The sequence below is a fragment of the Pedobacter nyackensis genome (assembly GCF_032678475.1).
Taxonomy (GTDB): Bacteria; Bacteroidota; Bacteroidia; order Sphingobacteriales; family Sphingobacteriaceae; genus Pedobacter; species Pedobacter nyackensis_A.
The window spans coordinates 428,811-452,217 of sequence record NZ_JAVTSF010000003.1 but is presented as its reverse complement, the minus strand read 5'-3'; the positions used below and the strand labels follow the sequence as shown (position 1 = coordinate 452,217).

The following is a 23,407-nucleotide window of genomic DNA, read 5'->3' as shown; positions in this document are numbered from 1 at the left end:
TATTGATTTACTTTTGAGAGGTGATTGCGGTTATTTTACCAAAGCCGGTAAAGGTTTTAATGTTTGGAAGGTCTAATGTTCCGGAACCCACACTTTTTATCGGGAGGATATGAACTTTACCTTCAGTTCCGGAATAAGTAGATAAAATAAGCTGATTGTTATTGGTACTGATAAATGGACCGTAAGAATAAGGATAGTCACTTTGCTGAAACATTTGTAGCGTAGTGATCTGTTCACCTGCTGGTACCGTATAACGTTCCTCAAAAATTGGGCTAGCCCCACCAAATAACACAACATATATTTTTTTTGAAGTTGCATAATACATTACTCTTTGGCCATTGTAAAGTACAAATTTAATTGCCTCGCCTATTTCAGGAGCATTAGATAAATCATATACTGCCTTTGGTGATGGAGGTGTCAAAGGGTCAGGATAATTATCAATTGCTTTGGCAAAAGCATATAAAGACAATTTGCCACTCACCTTGTCTTTAAGCAAATGTACATAGTCTTCATCTACTCCGATAGAAGCGGCTACATTGATCTTACCCGGCAAATTCCCCGGGTTAAATACCTGCGCGGGATTAGATGGATAGGCATACATATTTCTATCACCAAAATTTCCTACAGTCATCAGGTAAACAAACTTACCGTTTATTTCATCGTAGAAATTTAATACCGTTTCTAAGTCACTCGTTAAATTATCGTAGCCGTTAAGTGCCACAATTCCAGGCACATTAAACTTACTGTCTAATGGTACACCCCACTTTTTTGCAACAGCCATATAGTTTGCATACATTTTTCCATTTTCAATGTATACATCACTTTGGTAAAGCGCGCCTAACGATTGCGGTGCAAATGCTCCGGCATGACTAAAAAATAACTCTTCATTCTTACCACCAAGTTTATAGTCCAGAGTGTTTACTTTAAATATGCTATTGTCAGTAATTCCAAACAAACCCAAAATATCCGAATTGAACCGCATTTGTTTTACGATACCAGGAATCGTACTGCCATTGATACCCGAATAAATATTATGTTTAACACTTTCACCTGTAAACTCTCTTGTAACAAGTGGATGCATAATATGGCTGAGGTCTGTATTAATCCCATCTGAAGTTTCTGCAACGACCAAACCTTCTCCGATACTATTTTTAACCGCAACCTTCCAGGAAGTCATATATTTTAATCCGTTGCTTTTATCAGTTATCGTATAAACCAACTGGTGATATGCTCCTGACCGGGTTGGTGTAAAACTGATTTCAGCATCAAGATCTTTGGTATTGCTCAATTTAAGGTAAATGGTATCGGATGGACTAGAATTAATCCTCCATTCATACGCAAGGTTCTGCGGATCAATACCTGTAATTACTTTAGGTTTTAAGACGAGGTGTTCAAACTGTAAAACATTTAGAATCCCCGTCCCCGTGGTATCTAAAGTTACTCCTTTAATCTTGTTAAGATCAAGTGTACTCAAATCTTTTTTACAAGCGAAAAATGCTGTTACTCCTATAATGAATAAAAATATATTTATTAATTTTCTACAGTTCATGATTAGTCATATTTAGATTTTGTGTAATAAAGAGGTACGATATCTTGTCCTGCTGATGCACCGGTATCATGCTTCAGGTGGTCATTAGGATGGTCCAAATTCCATTGTTTAACATAATCTCCAAATTTGGTCCCCTGTGTTTCCGCAGCAATCTGTCCCATCGCCCTGTATTCAGCAGCGGTTATTGTTTTAAGTCCGGTTATTTGCACAATCAATTGGTAGGCTTTATTGCTTGAAGCAGAAGAAAAGAAAACCCTATAGTAAGTCCAGCTTGGTAACACGATCTGATTAGTCCATCCAACTACAAACTCCCGGGATTCAACATTTCCGGCTTTTAATTCTTCTGAATCTGTAAGCCTCAATTTAAGGTTTACTTTAGTGGTATTTAGTTCATCAGACTTAAGCAATGCGACAGATAACTTACCCGTAAACTGGTTAGCTTTGACAAGACCACCTAAAATACGGTATTGTGTAGGTTTTGCGGTAGTAATCGTGTCATTCACCACCTCTGCTGTGAAGACCCTGTCGTGATCAGCAACATCTCCAACAATTCTTACTTCAATTTCCTGGACGAATTCCCCAGATGGATTTCCCAAAAAGGAATAGTCGACAGCTTTTGTAGTGAAGTTTACAGCCGGACTTGCGCTAAAAGAAGATATTTCATCTTTCTTACACGAAAATTGCAGCATTGTCACTCCTGCTATAACTGTATAAATTATATATTTCATCGTCTTCATAATTGTTAATTTTAGTTATTGTACTCTGTTACCAAATTCTATTTCAGTTGCAGGATATGGAAGCAGGTAAATCCCGTCATCTGCTACTACGGTACTGGCAAGACCGGGAAACGTTCGTTTACCAAGTCTTTTATAATAAAAAAACAACTGCCCTTCCATAATATATTCCTTCTGATATTCTTTGTCCAGTTCCGCTTTTATTACATCCGGACTGGCGCCGGCAGGAATGTCCTGAACGATCCCCCTGTTTTCCCTTACTGTATTTAAAAACTCAATGGCCTTTGTTGTATTAGTTGTTGCATAATACTCCGCAGCGATATAATACATTTCTGGAATCTTCATTAAAGGCATTGTATTGCGGAAGTTACTAGCCGAAGTAAACTGAAAATGCTTTACCGAGACCATTCCCAATGTTTGGGCAGACAATTGTGTGTTGTACCTGAAATCTGACAAGCCGATACTGGCATTAGAAGTTTCATAAGTATTCTGTGCATATGCATTTGTCAGATACAATGCATTGAGATTAGCTGCATCACCAGCATTAAGATAGTAATTTATTATAGGGAGAAAATTCGTCACATTCAGACTGAACAAATGCTCGGGATATAAAGAAGGGTTAGCTGTAACCAATGAAGGTGAGCTGATCAGTTTTACAGGCCCATCTTTAATTACTTCTTCGGCGGCCAAAGCAGCTTTTGCCAGGTTTGCCCCACCTTGCCACAACAGAACTCTGGCCTGCAAAGCTTTGACTGCATAATAATTTAACCGTTGTTCTCTTTTGTTATAAAAGCCTTCACGGTTTACATTAGCGTAATAAGATGTTGGCTTTTTAGGGTTGTTATAAATCGGATCTTCTTTTAACAAAACAAGCGCCTCATTAATGTCTTTATTTAAAAGCTCGAATGTCTGTGCATAAGACAACTGTGGAGTAACCTCTTTCTTAAATTCAGCAACATACGGAATGGCCAATTTAGTGGTCACTTCAGGGCGATTAGCAATATTTCCATAACCATATACACGCATCAGATCGAAATGCAAAAATGCACGCAAGCCCAATAGCTCTCCTTTTATGATGGCATAATTTATAGGGTTTAGTATACTTTTATTCTTATCTATGTTAGCTAATGCATTATTAACATTAGAAATGGTATTGTACGATTTATTCCACATCGCATCCATGCGCGAAGCAGCTTTGATTGTTTTATAAGAATGGGCATAAATATCCGCATATTGTGAGTTACCTATAAGCGGTCGATATTGGTTCGATAAGATATCAACCAGACCCCAAGTCATGTCCTTCGAATAAAGGGCAGGATCTGTCATTCCAATATAGACACCCATTAGAGCATCTTTAAAACCACTTTCTGAGGAGAATTGGTCATCCGACTCAATTTCATTCCCAGAATTTACATCAAGCCACCCTTTTTTACAGGAGCTTATACTAAAAACGAGCAGTAATGCTAAAGTTATATTTTTCAATTTTGAAGTCATGATAATGGAATTAAAATGTTGCAGATAAATTGAATGACAGGGTCCTGGCGAATGGATAACTGGTTCCTCTTTCAATCCTTATGGAAGAGAAAGTAGTCAGTTCATTCATATTGAAACCAACTTTTAAGCGTTTTATACCAAGCTTATCTGTAATCCGCTTGTTAAACAGGTAATAAACATTTAGCGCCGACAAAGTGATCTCATTTCTATCTTGGATAAAACGCGTTGTTGCCCGTGTTTTCTCATCAAAACTTTCATTTCCGCCATCTTCATTTTGAACAGAATAAGTTCCCAGACGCTTGAATAGTGCATTCTGCCCAGGTGTTGTCCAACGGCCAGTAATCACCCTTTCATCCACATTATAGGCCATATCTACATTTTCTACACGGTCCACAAGTGTCTGATTATACATTTGTCCACCCCCCAAGTATCTTGCAGTTAAACTAAGACCAACGCCTTTATATTCTCCCGAAATACCTAATGTTCCCTGATAATCAGGTAATGAATTACCTTGAGCTATCATATCATTGGCATTCCAGATGAACGTAGTATTTCCATTACGGTCTAAATAGATCTCATTTCCTGTCGAAGGATCGATACCTAAAGAAGGCACAGCCCAGATCGCATTCATCGACATACCGTCTAAATACTTTTTCACAGGTCTACTATTACCCTGGTCCGCAGCGATTTTATCCATTGTAGCATTAAAGGCCTTCATCGCGTTTGACAATTCAACAATTCTATTTTTGTTGTGTTCAACACTGGCATTTAATGTTAAAAAATTACCTCTATCAGAGAATAACAAATATGAGCCATAAATCTCAAATCCTTTATTCTCTACTTTTCCTAAATTGTCTTTAACACTGTTAAAACCTGTTGAGTTAGGTACACTAACATTTGTAATTAGATTTTCGGTAAAGCTTTTGTAATAATCAAATCTCAGCGTTAACCGATCGATATTTGCGTCTAAACCGGCATTATAATCAAATTTTGATTCCCACTGTAAGCTTGAATTCGCCAGATTAACGAGATAAGAACCCGGGAAACCTTGATACGATGATTCCTGATAATAAGAGTAAGTGGCAACAGCCTGGTTGTTCAGGAAGTTGGAGTTACCTGTGGAACCGATCGATCCTCTAATTTTTAATTGCTTCAATGCATTAAAGTTTTTCAGGAACTTTTCATTATGCAGGTTCCAGCCCAATCCAAAACTCCAGAAAGGAGCCCATCTTTTGTCCGCACCAAACTGGGAAGATGCACTTGTTCTGAGCGTCAGGTCTGAAAGAAACCTATTGTCATACATATAAGAAAATGCGCCCAAAAAGCCAAGTTCTCTATTAATGGCGGAATTACCACCAGGTCTTGAATCTAAGGCATACCCCCTTGCGAAAAGGATGTTACTGGCTCTGTCGGTGGGAAACCCCTCTGCTTTATGGACAACTTCATTATAATTGAATTCACTAATGTTAAACCCAATATTGCCAAACAGGACATGCTTATCAATTGTTTTCCCATAATTTACGTTCAAATCGCCAGATAGTGTCTGACCTTTCCCGTTGTTTACCTGATAAGACCCTTTGCGTTGCAATTCTTCATCGGTGGTAAAGTCAACAAACCTCGTATGGCTCGAAGGATAAAACTCGTCAGCATCACTATTTTTAATGTCAACTCCCAAACGCGTGGTCGCTCTTAAACCTGGAAGTGGCGACCATTCCAAATAAAAGTTGTTCGTGAAATTAAAATAACTAGTCGCAATCTTTGAATTTAACGTTGAATTAAATAATGGGTTTACAAATTTATTATTAGCATCTAAAAACTCTGCATAGAAAGGAATGGTTCCGTCAACATTCTCGGCCCTCCAATATGGATTCATTTGAGCGTATTCACTAAAAGTTCCGTAGGGAGATTCCTGTGTATTGTTTTTATTTGCACTCATGATATTTCTGAACATAAAGTTGTTCAGACGATAAGCAGTCATGATATTTCCCGATATATTTTTTCTACCTGAGCCAATCATTACACCTTTAACATCTCTATATGATGCATCGGCCATGATATTCAGGCCAGATCCCCCAAGTTCAACAGAAATTGTATGCTTTTGACCTACACCATTTTGTAGAGGCTTCGCCAGCCAATAGGTATCCAGACCTTCCAGTGCCAATTTCCTTCTTCCATTATACAATTGCTGCAACGCTATATTTTCGTCAGCTGAGGCTTTTGTTGAAGGTATATAAAACCCATCAATCCTTTCTGCTTCCAGTTTTTGTAGAGAATTCGTTAAATTATAACTTCTTAAGTCCGGCAGATCGAGATCCAAACTTGAATTATAAGTTACCAGGGGTTTGGCTGATGTTAACTTTTTAGTTTCAATAACTACAACTCCATTTGCGGCTTTTGAACCATATATAGCTTTCGACGCAGCATCTTTAAGAATAGTAACGCTTTCAATTCTATTCATATCTAAATCGAAGATCCTTTCTATACTGGCTTCGAATCCGTCAAGTATAAACAATGGCTGGTTTGGATTACGTTCGTACTTTCCTTTCAGGCCTTCAGCGGAATTATCGTCAGCTGGAAACGTAGATGTTCCTCTTAATTGTATATCTGGTAATGCATTAGGACTGGAGCCCAGGGTAAAATTATCAAGCACCATAGAAGGAGAAATATTTTTAAGCGCCTGAAAGAAATTTGCATTACCCACTTTTTTTAAATCCTCACCTTTAATTACCATAGTAGATCCGGTAAAACTATTGGCTGTACGGGTATAGATACCTGTATTGATAACCACCTCATCTAATCCTTTCACCTCCTGTCGCATTACTACGTTGATGATTTTCCTACCGGACACAGGTACACTTTGCGTAATGTAACCAAGTGAAGAAAAGCTGATCGTGCCCTGATCATCAACATTAGACAAAGCATATTTACCTTCCCTATTGGTAACGGTTACAAGTTCTTTGGTTTCTAAAAGCGGATTATCAGCTGGCTCTTTTGCATTTGCTTTTTTCATCTTAAAAGTCATCGTATTAGAAACCATTTTAACGGTTACACCTGGTATGGGCTTTCCAAGGGAATCTGTCACAGTTCCTTGAATATTTATCATTCCCCTATTACGAACAGGCTCCATTGTAATAACAACATCACCTTCCTGCTTTAAGGTGATGTTTTTGCCAATAATTTGATAGGAAATACCAAACGGCTTAAAGTATTTATTCAATACTTCGGTAATTGTTGCATTTTTCGTAATGATGTTGAAGCTATTGCCAGGAAAATTGCTTTCATTATATAAAAAAACATATCCCGACTGTTTTTCAATAGACTCCAGCACCTTGGTCAGAGGTGCATTTTTTTCGTTGAGCGTAATCTGACTATACCCCTTGGCGCTGACCTGCACCAGGGATATTAATAAAATTATCGTTGTTAACTTCATAACCTGGAAGAGTTGTTTTAGCGGCAAATCGACGCATAGCGGGATGCCCTTAGTATTGGAACTAAAATTCATTACATTTGTAAATGTTGGGTTAAAAACAAGAAAGTAATCGCAAATTATTTATCTGTTAGGCTCTCGCCAATACAGAAGGGTTAACCCAATAAAAATTATGCGGAGGTGTTAGCGCACCTCCGTTTTTTTTATGGTCAACCCAGGTAGATTTTAATACTGCTGTCGTAGATTTTTGATCATAGTTGAATTGGTTAAGTTGTGGTTAGTTGATTGATATATTATTGTTTTTCAGGGTTTATAATTACTTTTTTATTCTCTACGCTATACCGCACACCAATGTATCCGATACTTTTCAGGGCTTCCTGCAGGCTAACATTTCTATAAATTTTCCCGGTAAATGAAATCTCCGGAACTTCTCCTTCATAAATGACTTCAATGTTATACCATCGGGCAATTTGTCGCATTACAGTCTCAACTCCGGCCCTTTTAAAACTAAATACACCATTTTTCCAGGCTACTATCTGTTCTGTATTTACCGGAACGATTTTAATCTGCCCTGTAGATTCAAACTGCGCCTGCTGACCAGGCTTAATGACACGACTATACTTGTTGTTATAAACCTTAACGCTCCCCTGTAAGAGTGTTGTTGAAGGAACATCTTCATCGTGATAATTATTGACATTAAAATGTGTTCCCAACACCTCAACATTTTGCTGATCTGTTTTTACTAAAAATGGCCTCTGGCCATCATGAGCCACTTCAAAATATCCCTCTCCCTTCAATGCTACGTTACGTTGTTTGTCTTTACCTAGATTGATTGAATACTTTAATGATGAAAGCGAATTAAGCCAAACTTTAGTCCCATCAGGCAAAATAATCTGATATTGGCCTCCTGCAGGGGTAGAAATAGTATTGTAAACATCCTCTTTCGGACGCTCCACAGATGAAGATTGCCTATTCTCTGCTACCCGGTAAATCAGCTGACCGTCTTTTGTTTTGGTGATTGCTATACCAGACTGTTCTGCCACCGTGCCGTTGCCGGCATCACTTAATGTTATTTGTTTTCCATCCGCCAGTGTAAGTATGGCTTTGTTTCCACCCGGAGCAACATCAGTCTGAGCTACGGAAGCCAATTGGCGGCCCTTATCCTGATTAGAGAAATAAAACATAGATACCCCTGCAATAACTAAAACAGCAGCTGCCGAAGAAATTACTGTCCACAACCTAAACTTCTGTTTCGGTTGCATATAGAATTGCAGCTTTTTTCTACTTTCCAATTGATCGTCCAGAATATCCTGCATGTCTGGCAAAGCGCCTGCAGCATCTGCATTCACATACCATCTTTCTACAATAGCAGATTCCTCTGCATTCGCTAGTCCGGCATTATATTTATCAAGTAATTCTTCTGCGTTTTTCAATCTAAAAGTATAGCTTTTTTGCTCCTATACACTAATGACCCTTCATGATCGGGTATAGGGTATACGGATTTAAAAAAAAATTAAAAAAACAGTAAAAAGATATTTGCACCCAGTTTTATCCGTAAAATACGCAATGCACTACGTACCTGTGTTCGTACCGTATGGGGACTAAGACCAAGCTTTTCGGCAATTTCGTTATGACTAAGGTTTTGATTCCGGCTAAGTTCAAAAATCAATCGCATCTGCGGGGGTAACGATGCGATTTCACGTTCTATGAAATCCATTAATTCCTTCTCATGAATCTGTTCGTATGTCGTGTCTTCTCCCTGATCTATAAAATCCTGTAATGAATCCACGTATTGTCCCCGAACTTTCTGATGTCGGTATAATTTAAGCAGGCGGTTTCTTACCGCTGTATACAGGTAGGCGGGAACTCCAGCAGTCAATTCAATACGATCACGATTATCCCACAAATAAGCGAAAAGTTCCTGCAATATATCCCTAACCTCTTCCCGATACGGAAATCTTTTATAAGCATGAGCATATAAAACTGCATAGTAACGGGAATGAATTTCAGTAAGCGCTAACGAATCTCCAGACTTAAGTTTGTCCAGCAATTCAATATCAGAAAGCTTACCATATAAACTCATAACTAATTATACCTGAAAAAAATTATCTTTTCTGTTTATGGGTATAAAATTAGTGTTTATATCTCACTTCCTATGCATTACCACCTGATTAAAGCACTGCCCCAGGTAAACCCGGAACCAAAAGCTGCCAGACAGACCAGATCGCCATCCTTGATTTTACCTGCTTCCCAGGCTTCACAAAGTGCTATTGGTACAGAAGCGGCAGTAGTATTCCCATATTTCTGAATATTATTAAACACCTTATCATCCGGCAATCCCAACAACTGCTGCACATACTGACTGATCCGTAAATTGGCCTGATGTGGAACCAGCAGATCAATATCTTCAGCTTTTAGATCATTAGCCTTTAAAGCCTCGTTGATCACCTCCGGAAATTTTACTACGGCTTTCTTAAACACCGCAGGTCCGTCCATATACGGCAAAGCCGCACCACCTTCCAATTGTTCGGCAGTCATAAACAAACCACCAAGCTCCTGATCAGGATATCCCGGCTTATCTTTCAACCATTTATTCGCGCTTGAACCCGGATAATACATCGCCAGCAATTCGGCATCAGCACCATCACTATGTAAATGCGTGCTCAATATGCCCTGTCCTTCCTTTTGTGCAGGCTGCAAAACCACCGCACCGGCACCATCTCCGAATATCACGGAGACATTGCGGCTACGGGTATCAAAGTCCATCGCAAAAGAATGTTTCTCGCTGCCAACAACCAATATATTTTTATACATGCCAGTTTTAATAAACTGATCAGCAATAGACAAAGCATAAACAAAACCGGAACATTGATTACGAATATCCAATGCACCAATTTCTTTCATCTTCATTTCTCTTTGCAATAGCACTCCACAACCCGGAAAATAATAATCAGGACTAAGCGTTGCAAAAATTATAAAATCAACATCCTGGGCGGTAATTCCTGCTCGTTCAATTGCAATTTTGGCTGCTTCAATCCCCATTGTTGTAGTGGTTTCTTCCAACCTGTCAGCAAAACGCCGTTCTTTAATTCCAGTACGTTCCTGTATCCATTCATCACTGGTTTCCATGAAACGCGACAAATCACTATTCGTGTAAATATTTTTAGGAACGTAATACCCAATCCCGGCAATCTTTGAACGCTGCATAATATTTGGCTTTATAAATAATTTTAAGCAAAAATAACTTTAACTACAACATTATTTTGAAATTAGCTTAAATTTGTAAGATGTCAACAGAAACAAAAGAGGAAACATTTACACTAGAAGAAATACTGACTTCGTTAAAAACTGTTCATCGTTTAATACTTTGGAATGATGATGTGAATACTTTTGATCATGTAATCCACTGCATGATGCAATATCTGGACTACTCTGAATCCCAGGCAGAGAAAATCGCATGGGAAGTACACAACAAAGGGAAATGTGCCGTTCTGGAAGGATCCTTCACAGAAATGGAAATCTACCGTAAAATCCTGAAACAAGAAGGACTTACCGTGTCAGTCGAATAAACCATACAAATAAGAACACCAATTATTCGAGGCAAACTATAAAAGAAAGCATATTCTGAGTATTTAAAAAAATAGTGAGTCCATAGTAAGTCCATGGTATCTCCATGTCAAGTCCATGTTTTACCATAAAAATATGGATATAATATTGACTAATTACAGTTTATTTATGGAGTAAATATTAGTCTACATGCCGCTTCTACCCTTTTGTTATGCCCCTGTAATAAAATAGTTACGCCACGCTTTTTAAACTTCCTTGTCGTTTATTTGTCCATCATACACAAACACACATAAATAGAACCACTTTAATGATTAACCACGCCTACAAAATTCTACTTTTAACACTCACCTTCAATACATTATATATAAAAACCAATGCACAAACTTCCGGCGACGGGAAAATAACTGCAAAGGTTGTGGATGCGCAAAGCAATGAAACCATTCCCTTTGCCTCTGCAATTGTTATGGACAGAAAAACAAAGGCTGTTGTAAAAGGTATGCAGGCTGATTTAAACGGAAACCTGATCGTAACTGGTTTGCCGAAGGGCGTATTTACTTTTAAAGTTAGTTTTGTTGGCTACCAAACGATGGTTAGGGACTCAGTTTCCATCTCTGATGCACAAAACAGCATTAACCTCGGCACCGTTAAAATGAAAGCCGCTAGAGGTACGGCATTAAAAGAAGTAGCCATTACGGCTCAGAAAAGCACCATGCAGCTGGGTATTGATAAAAAGGTATTTTCAGTAGACCAGAGTCTGGTTTCAGAAGGAGGTTCGGCATCCGACCTGCTGCAGAATGTTCCTTCCATACAAACTGATGTTGACGGGAACGTAAGTTTGAGAGGATCTACAGGGGTGAAAGTCCTGATAGATGGCAAACCTTCATTAATTGCGGGAGGCGACATTGCACAGATCCTGCAATCTATACCAGCAAGTTCTATTGAAAGTGTAGAGGTGATCACCAACCCTTCCGCAAAATATGACGCCGAAGGACAATCAGGAATCATCAATATTGTACTAAAAAGAAACAAGAAACTGGGCTTAAATGGCAATATTGGATTAACAGCCGGCAACAGGGATAATTACAATGGGAACGCCAGCTTAAGTTTCCAGAATAATAAAATTAACCTCTATGGAAATTACGGTTACCGTTATGGCAACCGTCCCGGAAGTGGATTTAATAATATTCTTTATAAAACCCCCGATCCAGTGACAGGCCTGACTTTTGCTGATCAAACAATGACATCTACAGGTTTAGATAAAAGTCACAATGCGAAGGCTGGTATCGATTATTATCTGACCAGCAAAGACATTCTAAGCTTATCCGGAGGTTTCAACAAAAGAAATCAGAAAGATGGTGACCTGACCATGATTTACAAGTATGGTGAAGGAAGAAATCCGCTGGATTTTAGCTCCAGAAACAACAACGGCACTGGCTCTGGAAACAGTTATGACCTAAACTTCGATTACAGCCATAAGTTTCAGAAGCAAGGAGAAGAGTTAACTTTCAACTTCGGTTATTCTACCGGAGACAATGATAGATTTCAGGAGTTCAACACAGCCGTTTATAGTCGTGCCGGAGTCCCTGTCTCTGAGCAATTGGAGTTGTTGAGAAATATAAACAATGGCGACAACAGCAATTATAATATCCAGGCCGACTATACCCTTCCTATGGGCAAATTTGGTAAAATTGAGACCGGATACCGTAGTCAGATTCGCTACTCGGACAACAATACACAAGCTTTGAAGTTTAACAACAGTACAAGCATGTTTGACCAGGATTATGCCCTATCTAATCTTTTCGATAGTAAAGATCAGGTTCATGCCTTATACTTAAACTATCAGAACCAATATAAAAATTTTGGGTACCAGATCGGATTAAGAGGTGAAGACGCACTATTGAACACCCGATCGGGAGGATTTGACAACGCCGGAAATGTAACTTTTACGCCTGGTAAAATTGACTACCAGCGTTTATATCCGAGTGTTTACCTCACCCAGAAGTTTAAAGGCGAACAACAAATACAGTTAAATTACTCGAGAAGGGTGAACAGACCGAGACCGTGGGACACCAATCCATTTACAGACTATTCCAATATATTAAACTGGCGCCGTGGTAACCCGAACCTGCTTCCTGAAGACGTACATTCTTTTGAATTAAGCTACAGCAAGTTCTGGCCTAAAGTAACATTGATTTCATCCGCGTACATGCGCCGTACAAACGATCTGATTCAAAGAGTGAGATCTGCCCCTGATTCGGATGGGATTACGATTACGACTCCTTATAATTTAACAAGAGACATATCCAGCGGTTTTGAATTTATAAGTAAAGTTGACGTGCTTAAAGCCTGGAATTTCACTGCCAATGTAAATCTATACCATAGTGATATTGCTGCTGCCCCGGCTTATGGTATTAAAGGCAACTCCGGCTTTAACTGGAATACCAATGTAACCAACAACTTTGTTCTTCCATATAGCATTACCCTACAGGTGAAGACTGAATACGAGTCTGATCAGGTGATGGCACAAGGCAGAAGAAATGCCAACTGGTCGACCGATGCCGGAGCGAAATATGATTTTCTCGGTAAACAAGCGTCATTGAGCTTTAACGTAAGAGATATCTTCAACACGCGTAAATGGAGCATGGATTTTGAAGATGACTATACCAAAACAGAATTTCAAAGAAGAAGATTAGGCCCTGTAGGAAACCTGACATTTTCTTATCGTTTTGGAAAGACAACCTTCATGAAGAAACCAAAAAAACAAGATCAGCAGGAAATACGCTCTGATGAGGGATCATTTTAAATAGCTACGCTAAAATCAGAATTTTGTATATTGCGCCCATGGTAGAGCATAATCCTTGGGTAACTATTGACAGCCATAAAGTCTACGAAAATAAGTGGATAGGGGTAACTGAGCACAATGTGATCAACCCTTCGGGTGGCAAAGGTATATACGGCGAAGTACATTTTAAGAACTATGCCATTGGAATTATGGTTTTGGATGAAGACCATAATACCTGGCTGGTTGGACAATACCGTTTCCCTTTAAAAGCTTATAGCTGGGAAATTCCTGAAGGTGGTGGCCCTCTGGAATCCGATCCGCTGGAAAGTGCACAACGTGAACTGCTGGAAGAAACTGGCCTTAGCGCAAATGAATGGGTTGAAATGCAACGTATGCACCTGTCAAATTCTGTAAGCAATGAACTGGCTATTATTTACATGGCCAGAGATTTAACCCAGGGTGAATCATCTCCGGAAGAAACAGAACAACTTACTTTGCGCAAACTTCCTTTCGACCAAGCATACCAGATGGTTGTTAACGGCGAAATTACAGACAGCATGAGTGTTGCTGCCATTTTAAAAACTAAAATATTGATCCTCGAAGGGCACGTATAATTTTCAACTACGGTACATACACACTATGAACAAGTTTCTTGGATATATCCTCAGTCCGCTTTTTTATATCTGCTTTGGACTGTCATTGGTTATCTTTCATCCTATACAATGGTTTTGCTACAGAGTTTTAGGCTACAAAGCACATAAAACTTCCGTGGATACGCTTAACTTTTTCCTGACCTATTGCGACCTGTTACTAGGTAGTTCTGTTACTTTTGTAAACGAGCAACAGTTGCCAACTGACAGGCCAATTATCTTTGTAGCCAACCACCAGAGCATGTACGATATTCCGGCCTTAATCTGGTTTCTTCGGAAATTCCATGTAAAATTCATTTCTAAAATTGAACTGACAAAGGGTATACCTTCTATCTCTTACAATCTTAAATATGGTGGCGGTGCAAATATAAATCGCAAAGACAGCAAGCAAGCAGTATCCGAGCTAATTAAACTGGGCCGCCGTATGAAAGAGAACAATTGGTCGGCCATGATATTTGCCGAAGGCACAAGGGCCAAAGACGGTCAGATGAAGGCTTTCCAGGTTGGGGGTATTGCCACACTTTTAAAAGTGGTACCAAATGCACTGATTGTTCCTGTTGCCATTGAAAACTCATGGAAACTGGTACAGTATGGCATGTACCCTTTGAGTGTTGGCGAGAAGTTAAGATGGACTGTTCTACCTCCCTTAAACATAGCAGACAAGAATCCAGAACAAATTGTACTGGAAGCCGAAAATGCAATCAGGGTAAAGTTAAACCAGGTAAAGCCAGTCTGATCAGATATTCTTATTGTCGATATGCTTAAAGAATTCATCTCTATAGGTATCGCCTATAGGAATAATCTTGCTACAGATGGAAATCCTACTCCGCTCAATACTTTCAATCTTATCCAGCGCGATGATGTATGATTTATGAACCCTGATGAACTGATCCTTAGGTAGGGTTTCCTCCATCTTTTTCATATTCTGCAAAGTAATGACGCGCTCTGTTTTAGTAAAAATGGAGATATAGTCTTTCAATCCTTCGATATAAAGGATGTCATCCAATTCAATTTTCTGGATTTTGTGCTCTGTTTTAACAAAAATAAAATCCTGGACTGGCGCGGCCACAGGCTTAACAGGTGCCGCTGCAAATAAAGGCTGTATGGGAGGAATCTCGGTTGGCACCTGCATTTTTAAACGGTTATGTACTTTTTCAACAGCCTTGTAAAAGCGGTCAAAAGCAATTGGCTTCAACAAATAATCTGACACATTCAGATCATAACTTTCCAGCGCATATTGAGAATAAGCAGTTGTCAAAATATAATCAGCCTTTCCATTGGCAATCTTTAAAAACTGTATTCCGGTAAGTTCGGGCATCTGTATGTCCAGAAATACGAGATCAATCCCCCCCTCTTGTACCATTTGCAAGGCTTCGATTGCATTCTCCGTACGCTTTACAAGTTCCAGAAAGGGAACTTTAGAAACATAATCCTCTATAATATCCAATGCCAATGGTTCATCATCAACGGCAATACATTTTAACTTTGTCATATGTCAAGCATTAGTTCGGTAGTATAATGAGTAGCCGAATTTACGATATTTAATTTATACCGTTCGGGATAAAGCAGCTGTAAGCGCCGCTCTACGTTGTTTAACCCTACCCCACCCATTATATCCTTGTTGTATTTATTCTTTTTATTGGTCACGCTAAAATGCAGTATTTTCTGATTAGCAATAATATTGATCCTTATCGGATCGTTGGGATCATTTGCCACCCCATGCTTAAAGGCATTTTCTACAAAAGAGATCAGGATCAAAGGTACAACTTGTTGATCATCTATCTCTCCATTTAAGGTTAGTTCTACCGCTGCACCATCTTTAAACCTCAACTTTTGCAGTTCAATATAACTCTGCACATAGTCGATCTCTTTACTTAATGAAACCCAGCTATCGTTACTTTCATAAATCATGTAACGCATAATCTCCGACAACTTTAAAATGGCATCTGCAGTTTTATCTGATTTTTGATACGCCAGCGAATAGATATTGTTTAAGGAATTGAACAGGAAATGCGGGTTAAGCTGCGATTTTAAGAACTGCAGTTCCATCTCTCTTTTTTCGCTAACGAGGTCGCGCTGGATACGTTCACTACCAAACCAATCTATCGCAAACTTTAATAAAGCGGAAACAACAACAAAAAAACCCGAAACAAAAATGGCAAAAACTACGTATTTCGTAAGCTCCAGGTACTCTATTTTACCATTATCTTCATTTAAATAAGTTAAAAAGAAATCAGTATTTAAACTGGCGACTACGGTTTTTATGATGACCATAATGGCGATCAGCATAAATATCGAGACCATATAGAGGCCATATTTTTTCTTTTGCTTTACCAGTATAGGAATGAGCAGGGTATAATTGATATAAAAAATGGAGAGGTTTATGATAGCAAAATAACCAAACTTTACGGCCACCTCATATAAGGTAGGGCGCTGATTACTGCTAAAGGTATCCCAAAGGAGCACAGCCAGGATCAGCATCCAGAACAAAAGGTGTACAGCTAAAGGGCCTTTATTTTTCATACAAAAAAATTATTCATCAAATTACACAAATCTAATTATTTTAAAATGCCGGCGTTCGACGAACTGGCATTTTTCTTCTACCAACGGGCTAATTGAGGGGAATATTCAGAAAACCTTCCATTTGAACAGTTGATCTAAGATAATATACACTTGGTCTAAAAGATTTTAGCAGCCTGTTTTTATTCATTCTATTTGTTTCATCAAACAACAACAATAAAAACAAAGACCTATGAAAACGTTAGCAAATACATCGCCTTTTCTGTTACTGTTGATACCTGTCTTTATGATGATAGTACTAACCCTTACTAAGGTGAGTACTGATAACCAAAATGAAGATCTCGTTTCGAAAGCACCGGCTGTAAAGAGCGGTCTTATAAAAGTAGCAAGTCCTTTTTCCAGGTAATCAGCTCCGGAAAGAGTTTATCTACACTCCCTTGCCCTTCATTTATAATGCTTAGGCAAGCCAACCAATAAATTTAGTTTAGTTAATAATAAAGAATGGCGGCGGATACCGTCATTTTTTTTGTGCTTTATTTTCCGTCCTAAGGCCTTTTTCAGTTTTATTTTGCAAAACATTTTGAAAACTAAAATATTAGTTATAGATTTATACTAAGAATTTAGTTATACCGTAAAATACGCGTTAAACGGAATAACAAATCCAAAATAAACATTTAACCGAATATAATATGGAGATAAAAGATTTAACTAAAGCAGAAGAGCAGATTATGCAAATTATATGGCAGCTTGAAAAAGGCTTTGTTAAAGAAGTAATGGATTTTTTGCCCGAACCAAAGCCTGCCTACAATACCGTATCTACCATTATCAGGATACTCGAGACCAAAGGATTTGTGGGACACGAGGCTTTTGGCAAATCGCATCAATATTATCCATTGATCAGCAAAGAAGATTATAAGCGTCATGCCACAGAGAAGCTATTAGATGGCTACTTCGAAAACTCTGTTGAAAGTATGTTTTCCTTCTTTGTGAAAGAAGAAAAGCTTGACCTGAGCGACGTGGATGAGATTCTGAAAATGATTAACAAAATTAAAAACAGACCGAGATGAGTATAGCACATTACCTACTACAAGTCAACATTTACCTGGTGGTATTTTACGGCTTCTATAAGTTATTGTTAGACAAAGAGACTTATTTCACACTTAACCGAATCTATTTGGTTTCAGCAGGCGTATTGTCGCTCGCTATCCCCTTCTTAAGATTTGAATGGTTTACCAAACAGGAAGCAATACAACCTGTTTACATCAGTGTGGGGCAACTCATGGGCCAGGTAAGCATTGTTCAGGAAGCCCCGAGTAGCTTGAATGCTGGTAACTTTATTGTTTTGGTCTACATTACAGGTATTTTGTTTTTCAGTGTAAGACTGATCGCGCAATTGATCGCCGTCAACAGAAAGCTAAAACAAAAAGAAAATGGCACAGCCTTCTCTTTCTTTTTAAAGAAACGCATTGATGCCAGTCTGCCTCAAGTCGATACCATCCATAAACATGAGGATACCCACATGCGTCAATGGCATAGTATGGATGTGCTCTTTTTCGAACTGCTGAGCATTTTTACCTGGTTCAATCCAATCATCTATTTTTACAAAGATGCCATCAAAAGCATCCACGAGTACCTTGCAGATGAAGAGGCCGCTAAATTTCAGGGGGATAAAGAACAATATGCTTTACTCCTACTGAGCAGCGCCTTCCGGGTACCTGTGAACACCCTAACCAACAGTTTTTTTAATAAATCACTGATAAAAAAGAGAATATTTATGTTACATAAACAAAGATCACACAAAATAGCCGTATTAAAATATGGCCTGTTCATTCCACTATTTGCTATAGCGTTAATCATGTCATCGGCAACCATCCGCAGCAATGAGAAAATCCAGGAGATTGCAGACAACATCCCGTTAAACACCCCTGTTGAAGCGGTTACTGAGGTCGTAAAAGAGTCGATCAAGCCCATTACCCCTCAACGTTCAAAAAAGACAGAAATCATAAATGAGGAACCCATTCAACCGCTGGCTGGCTGGGAGGAATTTTATACATTCATGAAAAAAAGCCTTAGGTATCCCCCTATAGCACATCAAGAGAAAATTCAGGGAACGACTATGCTAAAATTCACGATTGCTGGTGGGCAGTTAGAAAACATTGGTATCGCCACAAAATTAGGTGGAGGCTGCGATGCTGAAGCAATGAGAGCGCTTGCCTCCTTTTCAGGCTATAAATCAATTCAAGATGGTAAATACACTATAAACATAGATTTTCGTCTTGAAGGGGCCAATACGCCCTTACAAAATGAAAAAATTGAACCGATCAAAGGTTATACGGCATTAAATAAAATTACCTTGCACGCTTACTTTGGTCCAGCATCTGCCAGCTCGGGTGGCGACAATGACGAAAAAGTCTATGATTTTACTTCACTTGATACTGCGCCATCCTTTCCGGGGGGAATGCAAAAATTATACGAATACCTGTCCAAAACCGTCCGCTATCCAAAAGAGGCTCAGGAAAATAATATCCAGGGAAAAGTATTTTTATCGTTTATTGTAGAAACAGACGGTGCTTTAACTGGTATAAAAGTGGAAAAAAAACTGGGAAGTGGCACAGATGAGGAAGCCATAAGGGTATTAAAAGAATCTCCAAAATGGAACCCAGGTCTGGTAGCAGGAAATGCGGTGCGTGTAAAGTATCATCTTCCAATGGTATTTTCCTTAAGCACCGATGAAGGGGTGCCGACAAGGCCCCAAAACAAAAAAGAGCCAGCTCAACCCGCTGGACAGAATATGGGAATTCGCTTTAAAAGTGAAAACGGTGCCGAAGTCAAATTTGGAGCAAAACCAGAGCACGAACCACTTTATATACTGGATGGCAAGCCAATTGATGCCGCAACCATGGCAACGTTAGATCCAAATAACATAGAAGCCATCGATGTACTTAAAAGCGCTTCAGCAACTGCCTTATATGGATTAAAAGGAGTAAATGGCGTAATTTTAATTACAACAAAAACAGGAAAATGGATTGAGAAGACCGGCGAGGCTAAAGAAAAGAAGGAGAAATAATTATAAAATATCTAAAGCAAAGAACCCCGGTCATTATGGCCGGGGTTCTTTGTGTAATACCTTGTCTCGTTCTATAAAACTATTAAATATCTTCCTCAGATACAAATTTTGCAGAATAAAAATCTCTATTCATACGTGCTATGTTCTCTAAAGATATGCCTTTAGGGCATTCTGCCTCACAAGCTCCTGTATTGGTACAATTACCAAACCCTTCGGCATCCATCTGTGCAACCATGCTCTGAACCCTGCGGTAACGCTCAGGTTGTCCTTGTGGCAATTGTGCCAGCTGAGAGATTTTTGCAGATACGAATAACATTGCCGAAGCATTTTTACAAGTAGCCACGCAAGCACCACATCCGATACAAGCTGCAGCTTCAAAAGCTGAGTCGGCCTGCACTTTAGGAATCGGAAGGTTGTTGGCGTCCTGAGCATTCCCTGTATTCACTGAAATAAAGCCTCCAGCTGCAATAACTCTGTCAAACGCAGATCTATCTACAGTTAAATCTTTAATTACCGGAAAAGCCTTTGCTCTCCATGGTTCAACAACAATGGTATCACCATCTTTAAATGAACGCATGTGTAACTGACAGGTGGTAATCCCTTCTTTTGGTCCGTGAGGCCTTCCATTGATAAACATAGAGCAGGCACCACAGATCCCCTCTCTACAGTCGTGATCAAACACAACTGGTTCGTCGCCCTTAGAAATCAATTCTTCGTTTAATACGTCAAACATTTCTAAGAAAGACATATCAGGAGAAATCTCCGATAGTTTATAATCAACCAAACTACCTTTGGCTTTTGTATTTTTTTGACGCCAGATTTTCAGCGTTAAATTCATATTTCCTGTACTCATGATATTGAGATTTTAGTACTTAGCTATTATTTATAACTTCTTTGTGCAACCTTGATGTTTTCAAACTTCAGCTCTTCTTTATGCAGCTCAAATTTAACACCCTCTTTGAACTCCCATGCAGCAACGTAAGCGTAGTTTTCATCATCACGCATCGCTTCACCTTCTTCAGTCTGGTACTCTTCTCTGAAGTGACCACCACAAGACTCGTTTCTGTTCAGGGCATCTATACACATCAGCTCTCCTAATTCGATAAAGTCGGCCACGCGACCTGCTTTCTCCAATTCAGGGTTAAACTCATTTGCTTCTCCCGGTACACGAACATCACTCCAGAATTCTTTACGCAACTGCTGAATTTCTGCGATCGCCTCTGTTAAGCCTTTAGCGTTACGGGCCATTCCGCATTTTTCCCACATGATCTTTCCTAATTTCTTGTGGAAATGATCTACAGATTTGGTTCCCTTAATCGCAAAAAACTTGTCGATAATTCCTCTTGCACTAGCCTCAGCTTCTACGAATGCCGGGTGATCCTGAGGAATTGGTTTTGTAGCCAGTTCTTTAGATAAGTAAGCACCAATAGTGTAAGGGATTACAAAGTAACCATCAGCTAATCCCTGCATCAACGCAGAAGCACCTAAACGGTTTGCTCCGTGATCAGAGAAGTTTGCCTCACCTAAAGCATATAAGCCAGGTACGGTAGTCATTAAGTTATAATCTACCCATAAACCACCCATGGTATAGTGAACCGCAGGATAGATACGCATTGGTAATTCATAAGGATCTTCTCCGGTGATCTGCGCATACATATCAAACAGGTTACCATATTTCTCCTTAATCACCTCACGGCCTAAACGCATGCAGGTTTCTTTATCTGGGTTATGGATATTCTGTACATTCGCTTCAATACGGCCATAACGTTCTGTATTGGCTTTAAAATCAAGATAAACAGCCAGCTTAGAGTTACCTACTCCGTAACCTGCATCGCAACGCTCTTTAGCAGCACGAGAGGCCACATCACGTGGAACAAGGTTACCAAAAGCAGGGTATCTGCGCTCTAAGTAATAATCTCTTTCATCTTCAGGAATTTCTGAAGCTTTACGGGTATCGTTTTTCTTTTTAGGAACCCAGATCCTGCCATCGTTACGTAACGACTCAGACATCAGGGTTAATTTAGACTGGTGATCACCAGAAACCGGGATACAGGTAGGGTGAATTTGCGTATAGCAAGGGTTACCAAAGAAAGCGCCTTTTTTGTGTGCTTTCCACGCAGCCGTCACGTTACTACCCATTGCGTTTGTAGAAAGGTAGAACACGTTTCCGTAACCACCACTGCAAAGCAATACCGCATGCCCTGAATGACGTTCCAGTTCGCCGGTTAGCAAATTACGCGCAATAATACCACGTGCTTTACCATCCACCGTTACAACTTCAAGCATTTCGTGACGGGTAAACATTTCCACTTTACCCATACCTACCTGACGCTCTAAAGCGCTATAAGCACCTAAAAGCAATTGCTGACCGGTTTGACCCGCAGCATAAAATGTACGCTGAACCTGTGTACCACCGAATGAACGGTTGTCTAACAAACCACCATACTCTCTGGCCAAAGGTACACCTTGTGCCACACACTGATCTATAATATTTGCACTCACTTCGGCCAAACGGTGTACGTTGGCTTCACGTGCGCGGTAATCACCACCTTTTATGGTATCATAAAATAAACGATAAGTACTATCGCCATCATTCTGATAATTCTTTGCTGCATTGATACCACCCTGAGCCGCAATCGAGTGCGCTCTTCTAGGTGAATCCTGGAAGCAAAAACATTTAACCTTATAACCCATTTCAGCAAGGGTAGCTGCTGCCGAAGCACCTGCCAGCCCCGAACCTACTACGATAATTTCTATGCTTCTTTTATTGGCCGGATTAACCAATGGCATAGAAGAACGTAATTTAGTCCATTTCTCTGTTAACTCTCCTTCAGGTATATGAGCATTTAATTCTGCCATGTTGTTTAAACTTTAAGATCTAAAATTATTTAATAAGGCCCAGGTACATTGCAATTGGCATAGAAGCAAACAGCAAAGAAATGATAATTGAATACCATACGCCAAGGGATTTGATGATTGGTGTATACTTCTTGTGGTTCCAGCCCAAAGTTTGGAATGCTGAAGAGAAACCATGCAATAAGTGATAAGCCAATGAAACCATTGCCAATACATAAAGTACAACCAGCAATGGATCTTTAAAAGTCTCTACCATTACTGCAAACAGGTCGTGATTACCATTTGCGTCTGTTGTAGGAATGCCTGTAAAACGAGACATCACCCAGAACTTGTTGATGTGGACAATTAAAAAGATCAATAGCAACGTACCCAATAAACCCATTGAACGGGAATACCATTTGCTATTTGCAGCACCATTGGTAACCGCATATTTAACCGGACGCGCCGCCTGGTTTTGAAATACCAATCTGAAACCCTGGATGATATGCGCAAGCAAACCTGCGAATAAAACGATTTCCATAGCCCTGATTAACCAGTTAGTACCCATAAAATGAGCTCCCATGTTAAACGTTAAGCCGCCATCATTCACATATATCAATGCATTGATAAAGCAGTGCACTAAAAGAAATGAAATGAGAAACAGGCCCGTAATGCCCATTATTAATTTTTTTCCAATTGATGAGGAAAAAGCCTTTCCGAAACTTGCCATTAGATTGTTTTTTTATTACTTGTTATGTGCAAAAGTATTTAATAAAAGAATT

At 39.4% G+C, this 23,407-nt stretch carries 19 protein-coding genes; 7 read left to right on the top strand and 12 right to left on the bottom strand.

The window, feature by feature from the left end; genetic code table 11:
- Positions 1–7: 7 nt before the first annotated feature.
- From R2Q84_RS12975 to R2Q84_RS12945, 7 genes are all read right to left on the bottom strand, one after another.
- Positions 8–1,549, bottom strand: coding sequence for a PKD-like family lipoprotein (locus R2Q84_RS12975; protein WP_316816975.1), 1,542 nt, complete (start codon positions 1,547–1,549; stop codon positions 8–10).
- A gap of 2 nt (positions 1,550–1,551) precedes the next feature.
- The gene (locus tag R2Q84_RS12970; protein WP_316816974.1) at positions 1,552–2,286 is read right to left on the bottom strand and encodes a DUF4843 domain-containing protein; all 735 of its coding nucleotides are present in this window, start codon (positions 2,284–2,286) and stop codon (positions 1,552–1,554) included.
- A gap of 15 nt (positions 2,287–2,301) precedes the next feature.
- Positions 2,302–3,777, bottom strand: coding sequence for a RagB/SusD family nutrient uptake outer membrane protein (locus R2Q84_RS12965; protein ID WP_316816973.1), 1,476 nt, complete (start codon positions 3,775–3,777; stop codon positions 2,302–2,304).
- Positions 3,778–3,787: 10 nt separating this feature from the next.
- Positions 3,788–7,207: a SusC/RagA family TonB-linked outer membrane protein gene (locus tag R2Q84_RS12960; RefSeq protein WP_316816972.1), complete on the bottom strand. Its 3,420-nt coding sequence runs from the start codon at positions 7,205–7,207 to the stop codon at positions 3,788–3,790.
- Between the two features lie 290 nt (positions 7,208–7,497).
- Positions 7,498–8,637, bottom strand: a complete 1,140-nt coding sequence (locus R2Q84_RS12955; protein WP_316816971.1) for a FecR family protein — start codon at positions 8,635–8,637, stop codon at positions 7,498–7,500.
- A gap of 80 nt (positions 8,638–8,717) precedes the next feature.
- Positions 8,718–9,287 carry an RNA polymerase sigma-70 factor gene (locus tag R2Q84_RS12950; RefSeq protein ID WP_316816970.1) on the bottom strand — a complete coding sequence of 190 codons (570 nt, stop codon included), beginning with the start codon at positions 9,285–9,287 and terminating at the stop codon, positions 8,718–8,720.
- A gap of 77 nt (positions 9,288–9,364) precedes the next feature.
- The gene (locus tag R2Q84_RS12945; RefSeq protein WP_316816969.1) at positions 9,365–10,411 is read right to left on the bottom strand and encodes a beta-ketoacyl-ACP synthase III; all 1,047 of its coding nucleotides are present in this window, start codon (positions 10,409–10,411) and stop codon (positions 9,365–9,367) included.
- An 80-nt stretch (positions 10,412–10,491) separates the two neighbouring features.
- Between R2Q84_RS12945 and R2Q84_RS12940 the strand changes: the two genes are divergently transcribed.
- The 4 genes from R2Q84_RS12940 (at position 10,492) to R2Q84_RS12925 (ending at position 14,939) form a co-directional block, all read left to right on the top strand.
- The gene (locus tag R2Q84_RS12940; protein ID WP_316816968.1) at positions 10,492–10,773 is read left to right on the top strand and encodes an ATP-dependent Clp protease adaptor ClpS; all 282 of its coding nucleotides are present in this window, start codon (positions 10,492–10,494) and stop codon (positions 10,771–10,773) included.
- Between the two features lie 305 nt (positions 10,774–11,078).
- Positions 11,079–13,574, top strand: coding sequence for an outer membrane beta-barrel family protein (locus tag R2Q84_RS12935; RefSeq protein WP_316816967.1), 2,496 nt, complete (start codon positions 11,079–11,081; stop codon positions 13,572–13,574).
- A 38-nt stretch (positions 13,575–13,612) separates the two neighbouring features.
- Positions 13,613–14,167, top strand: a complete 555-nt coding sequence (locus tag R2Q84_RS12930) for an NUDIX hydrolase (RefSeq protein ID WP_316817181.1) — start codon at positions 13,613–13,615, stop codon at positions 14,165–14,167.
- Between the two features lie 25 nt (positions 14,168–14,192).
- Positions 14,193–14,939: a lysophospholipid acyltransferase family protein gene (locus R2Q84_RS12925; protein WP_316816966.1), complete on the top strand. Its 747-nt coding sequence runs from the start codon at positions 14,193–14,195 to the stop codon at positions 14,937–14,939.
- Here the strand turns inward: R2Q84_RS12925 and R2Q84_RS12920 are convergent, their stop codons facing one another.
- Together R2Q84_RS12920 and R2Q84_RS12915 are read right to left on the bottom strand one after the other, a co-directional pair.
- Positions 14,940–15,695, bottom strand: a complete 756-nt coding sequence (locus R2Q84_RS12920) for a LytTR family DNA-binding domain-containing protein (protein ID WP_316816965.1) — start codon at positions 15,693–15,695, stop codon at positions 14,940–14,942.
- The gene (locus R2Q84_RS12915; RefSeq protein WP_316816964.1) at positions 15,692–16,726 is read right to left on the bottom strand and encodes a sensor histidine kinase; all 1,035 of its coding nucleotides are present in this window, start codon (positions 16,724–16,726) and stop codon (positions 15,692–15,694) included. The genes R2Q84_RS12920 and R2Q84_RS12915 overlap by 4 nt, the downstream gene beginning before the upstream one ends.
- Before the next feature lie 229 nt (positions 16,727–16,955).
- Between R2Q84_RS12915 and R2Q84_RS12910 the strand changes: the two genes are divergently transcribed.
- The 3 genes from R2Q84_RS12910 (at position 16,956) to R2Q84_RS12900 (ending at position 19,790) form a co-directional block, all read left to right on the top strand.
- The gene (locus R2Q84_RS12910; protein WP_316816963.1) at positions 16,956–17,129 is read left to right on the top strand and encodes a hypothetical protein; all 174 of its coding nucleotides are present in this window, start codon (positions 16,956–16,958) and stop codon (positions 17,127–17,129) included.
- Positions 17,130–17,412: 283 nt separating this feature from the next.
- A complete protein-coding gene (locus tag R2Q84_RS12905; protein WP_316816962.1) occupies positions 17,413–17,790 on the top strand; it encodes a BlaI/MecI/CopY family transcriptional regulator in 378 nt (125 codons plus the stop codon).
- Entirely contained in the window at positions 17,787–19,790 is a 2,004-nt protein-coding gene (locus tag R2Q84_RS12900) for a TonB family protein (RefSeq protein ID WP_316816961.1), read from the top strand. Before R2Q84_RS12905 ends, R2Q84_RS12900 begins: the two co-directional genes overlap by 4 nt.
- A gap of 82 nt (positions 19,791–19,872) precedes the next feature.
- Here the strand turns inward: R2Q84_RS12900 and R2Q84_RS12895 are convergent, their stop codons facing one another.
- The 3 genes from R2Q84_RS12895 to R2Q84_RS12885 are packed head-to-tail and all read right to left on the bottom strand — an operon-like array spanning position 19,873 to position 23,355.
- Positions 19,873–20,643, bottom strand: a complete 771-nt coding sequence (locus R2Q84_RS12895; protein ID WP_316816960.1) for a succinate dehydrogenase/fumarate reductase iron-sulfur subunit — start codon at positions 20,641–20,643, stop codon at positions 19,873–19,875.
- Positions 20,644–20,669: 26 nt separating this feature from the next.
- Positions 20,670–22,649, bottom strand: coding sequence for a fumarate reductase/succinate dehydrogenase flavoprotein subunit (locus R2Q84_RS12890; RefSeq protein WP_316816959.1), 1,980 nt, complete (start codon positions 22,647–22,649; stop codon positions 20,670–20,672).
- 25 nt (positions 22,650–22,674) lie between these two features.
- Entirely contained in the window at positions 22,675–23,355 is a 681-nt protein-coding gene (locus tag R2Q84_RS12885; protein WP_316816958.1) for a succinate dehydrogenase cytochrome b subunit, read from the bottom strand.
- Positions 23,356–23,407: the final 52 nt, after the last annotated feature.

Excerpts from the sequence above, each read along its gene's own strand:
- R2Q84_RS12975 (WP_316816975.1), bottom strand. The coding sequence starts at position 1,549 with ATGAACTGTAGAAAATTAATAAATATATTTTTATTCATTATAGGAGTA.
- R2Q84_RS12970 (WP_316816974.1), bottom strand. The coding sequence starts at position 2,286 with ATGAAGACGATGAAATATATAATTTATACAGTTATAGCAGGAGTGACA.
- R2Q84_RS12965 (WP_316816973.1), bottom strand. The coding sequence starts at position 3,777 with ATGACTTCAAAATTGAAAAATATAACTTTAGCATTACTGCTCGTTTTT.
- R2Q84_RS12960 (WP_316816972.1), bottom strand. The coding sequence starts at position 7,207 with ATGAAGTTAACAACGATAATTTTATTAATATCCCTGGTGCAGGTCAGC.
- R2Q84_RS12950 (WP_316816970.1), bottom strand. The coding sequence starts at position 9,287 with ATGAGTTTATATGGTAAGCTTTCTGATATTGAATTGCTGGACAAACTT.
- R2Q84_RS12945 (WP_316816969.1), bottom strand. The coding sequence starts at position 10,411 with ATGCAGCGTTCAAAGATTGCCGGGATTGGGTATTACGTTCCTAAAAAT.
- R2Q84_RS12940 (WP_316816968.1), top strand. The coding sequence starts at position 10,492 with ATGTCAACAGAAACAAAAGAGGAAACATTTACACTAGAAGAAATACTG.
- R2Q84_RS12935 (WP_316816967.1), top strand. The coding sequence starts at position 11,079 with ATGATTAACCACGCCTACAAAATTCTACTTTTAACACTCACCTTCAAT.
- R2Q84_RS12930 (WP_316817181.1), top strand. The coding sequence starts at position 13,613 with ATGGTAGAGCATAATCCTTGGGTAACTATTGACAGCCATAAAGTCTAC.
- R2Q84_RS12925 (WP_316816966.1), top strand. The coding sequence starts at position 14,193 with ATGAACAAGTTTCTTGGATATATCCTCAGTCCGCTTTTTTATATCTGC.
- R2Q84_RS12920 (WP_316816965.1), bottom strand. The coding sequence starts at position 15,695 with ATGACAAAGTTAAAATGTATTGCCGTTGATGATGAACCATTGGCATTG.
- R2Q84_RS12915 (WP_316816964.1), bottom strand. The coding sequence starts at position 16,726 with ATGAAAAATAAAGGCCCTTTAGCTGTACACCTTTTGTTCTGGATGCTG.
- R2Q84_RS12910 (WP_316816963.1), top strand. The coding sequence starts at position 16,956 with ATGAAAACGTTAGCAAATACATCGCCTTTTCTGTTACTGTTGATACCT.
- R2Q84_RS12905 (WP_316816962.1), top strand. The coding sequence starts at position 17,413 with ATGGAGATAAAAGATTTAACTAAAGCAGAAGAGCAGATTATGCAAATT.
- R2Q84_RS12900 (WP_316816961.1), top strand. The coding sequence starts at position 17,787 with ATGAGTATAGCACATTACCTACTACAAGTCAACATTTACCTGGTGGTA.
- R2Q84_RS12895 (WP_316816960.1), bottom strand. The coding sequence starts at position 20,643 with ATGAGTACAGGAAATATGAATTTAACGCTGAAAATCTGGCGTCAAAAA.
- R2Q84_RS12890 (WP_316816959.1), bottom strand. The coding sequence starts at position 22,649 with ATGGCAGAATTAAATGCTCATATACCTGAAGGAGAGTTAACAGAGAAA.
- R2Q84_RS12885 (WP_316816958.1), bottom strand. The coding sequence starts at position 23,355 with ATGGCAAGTTTCGGAAAGGCTTTTTCCTCATCAATTGGAAAAAAATTA.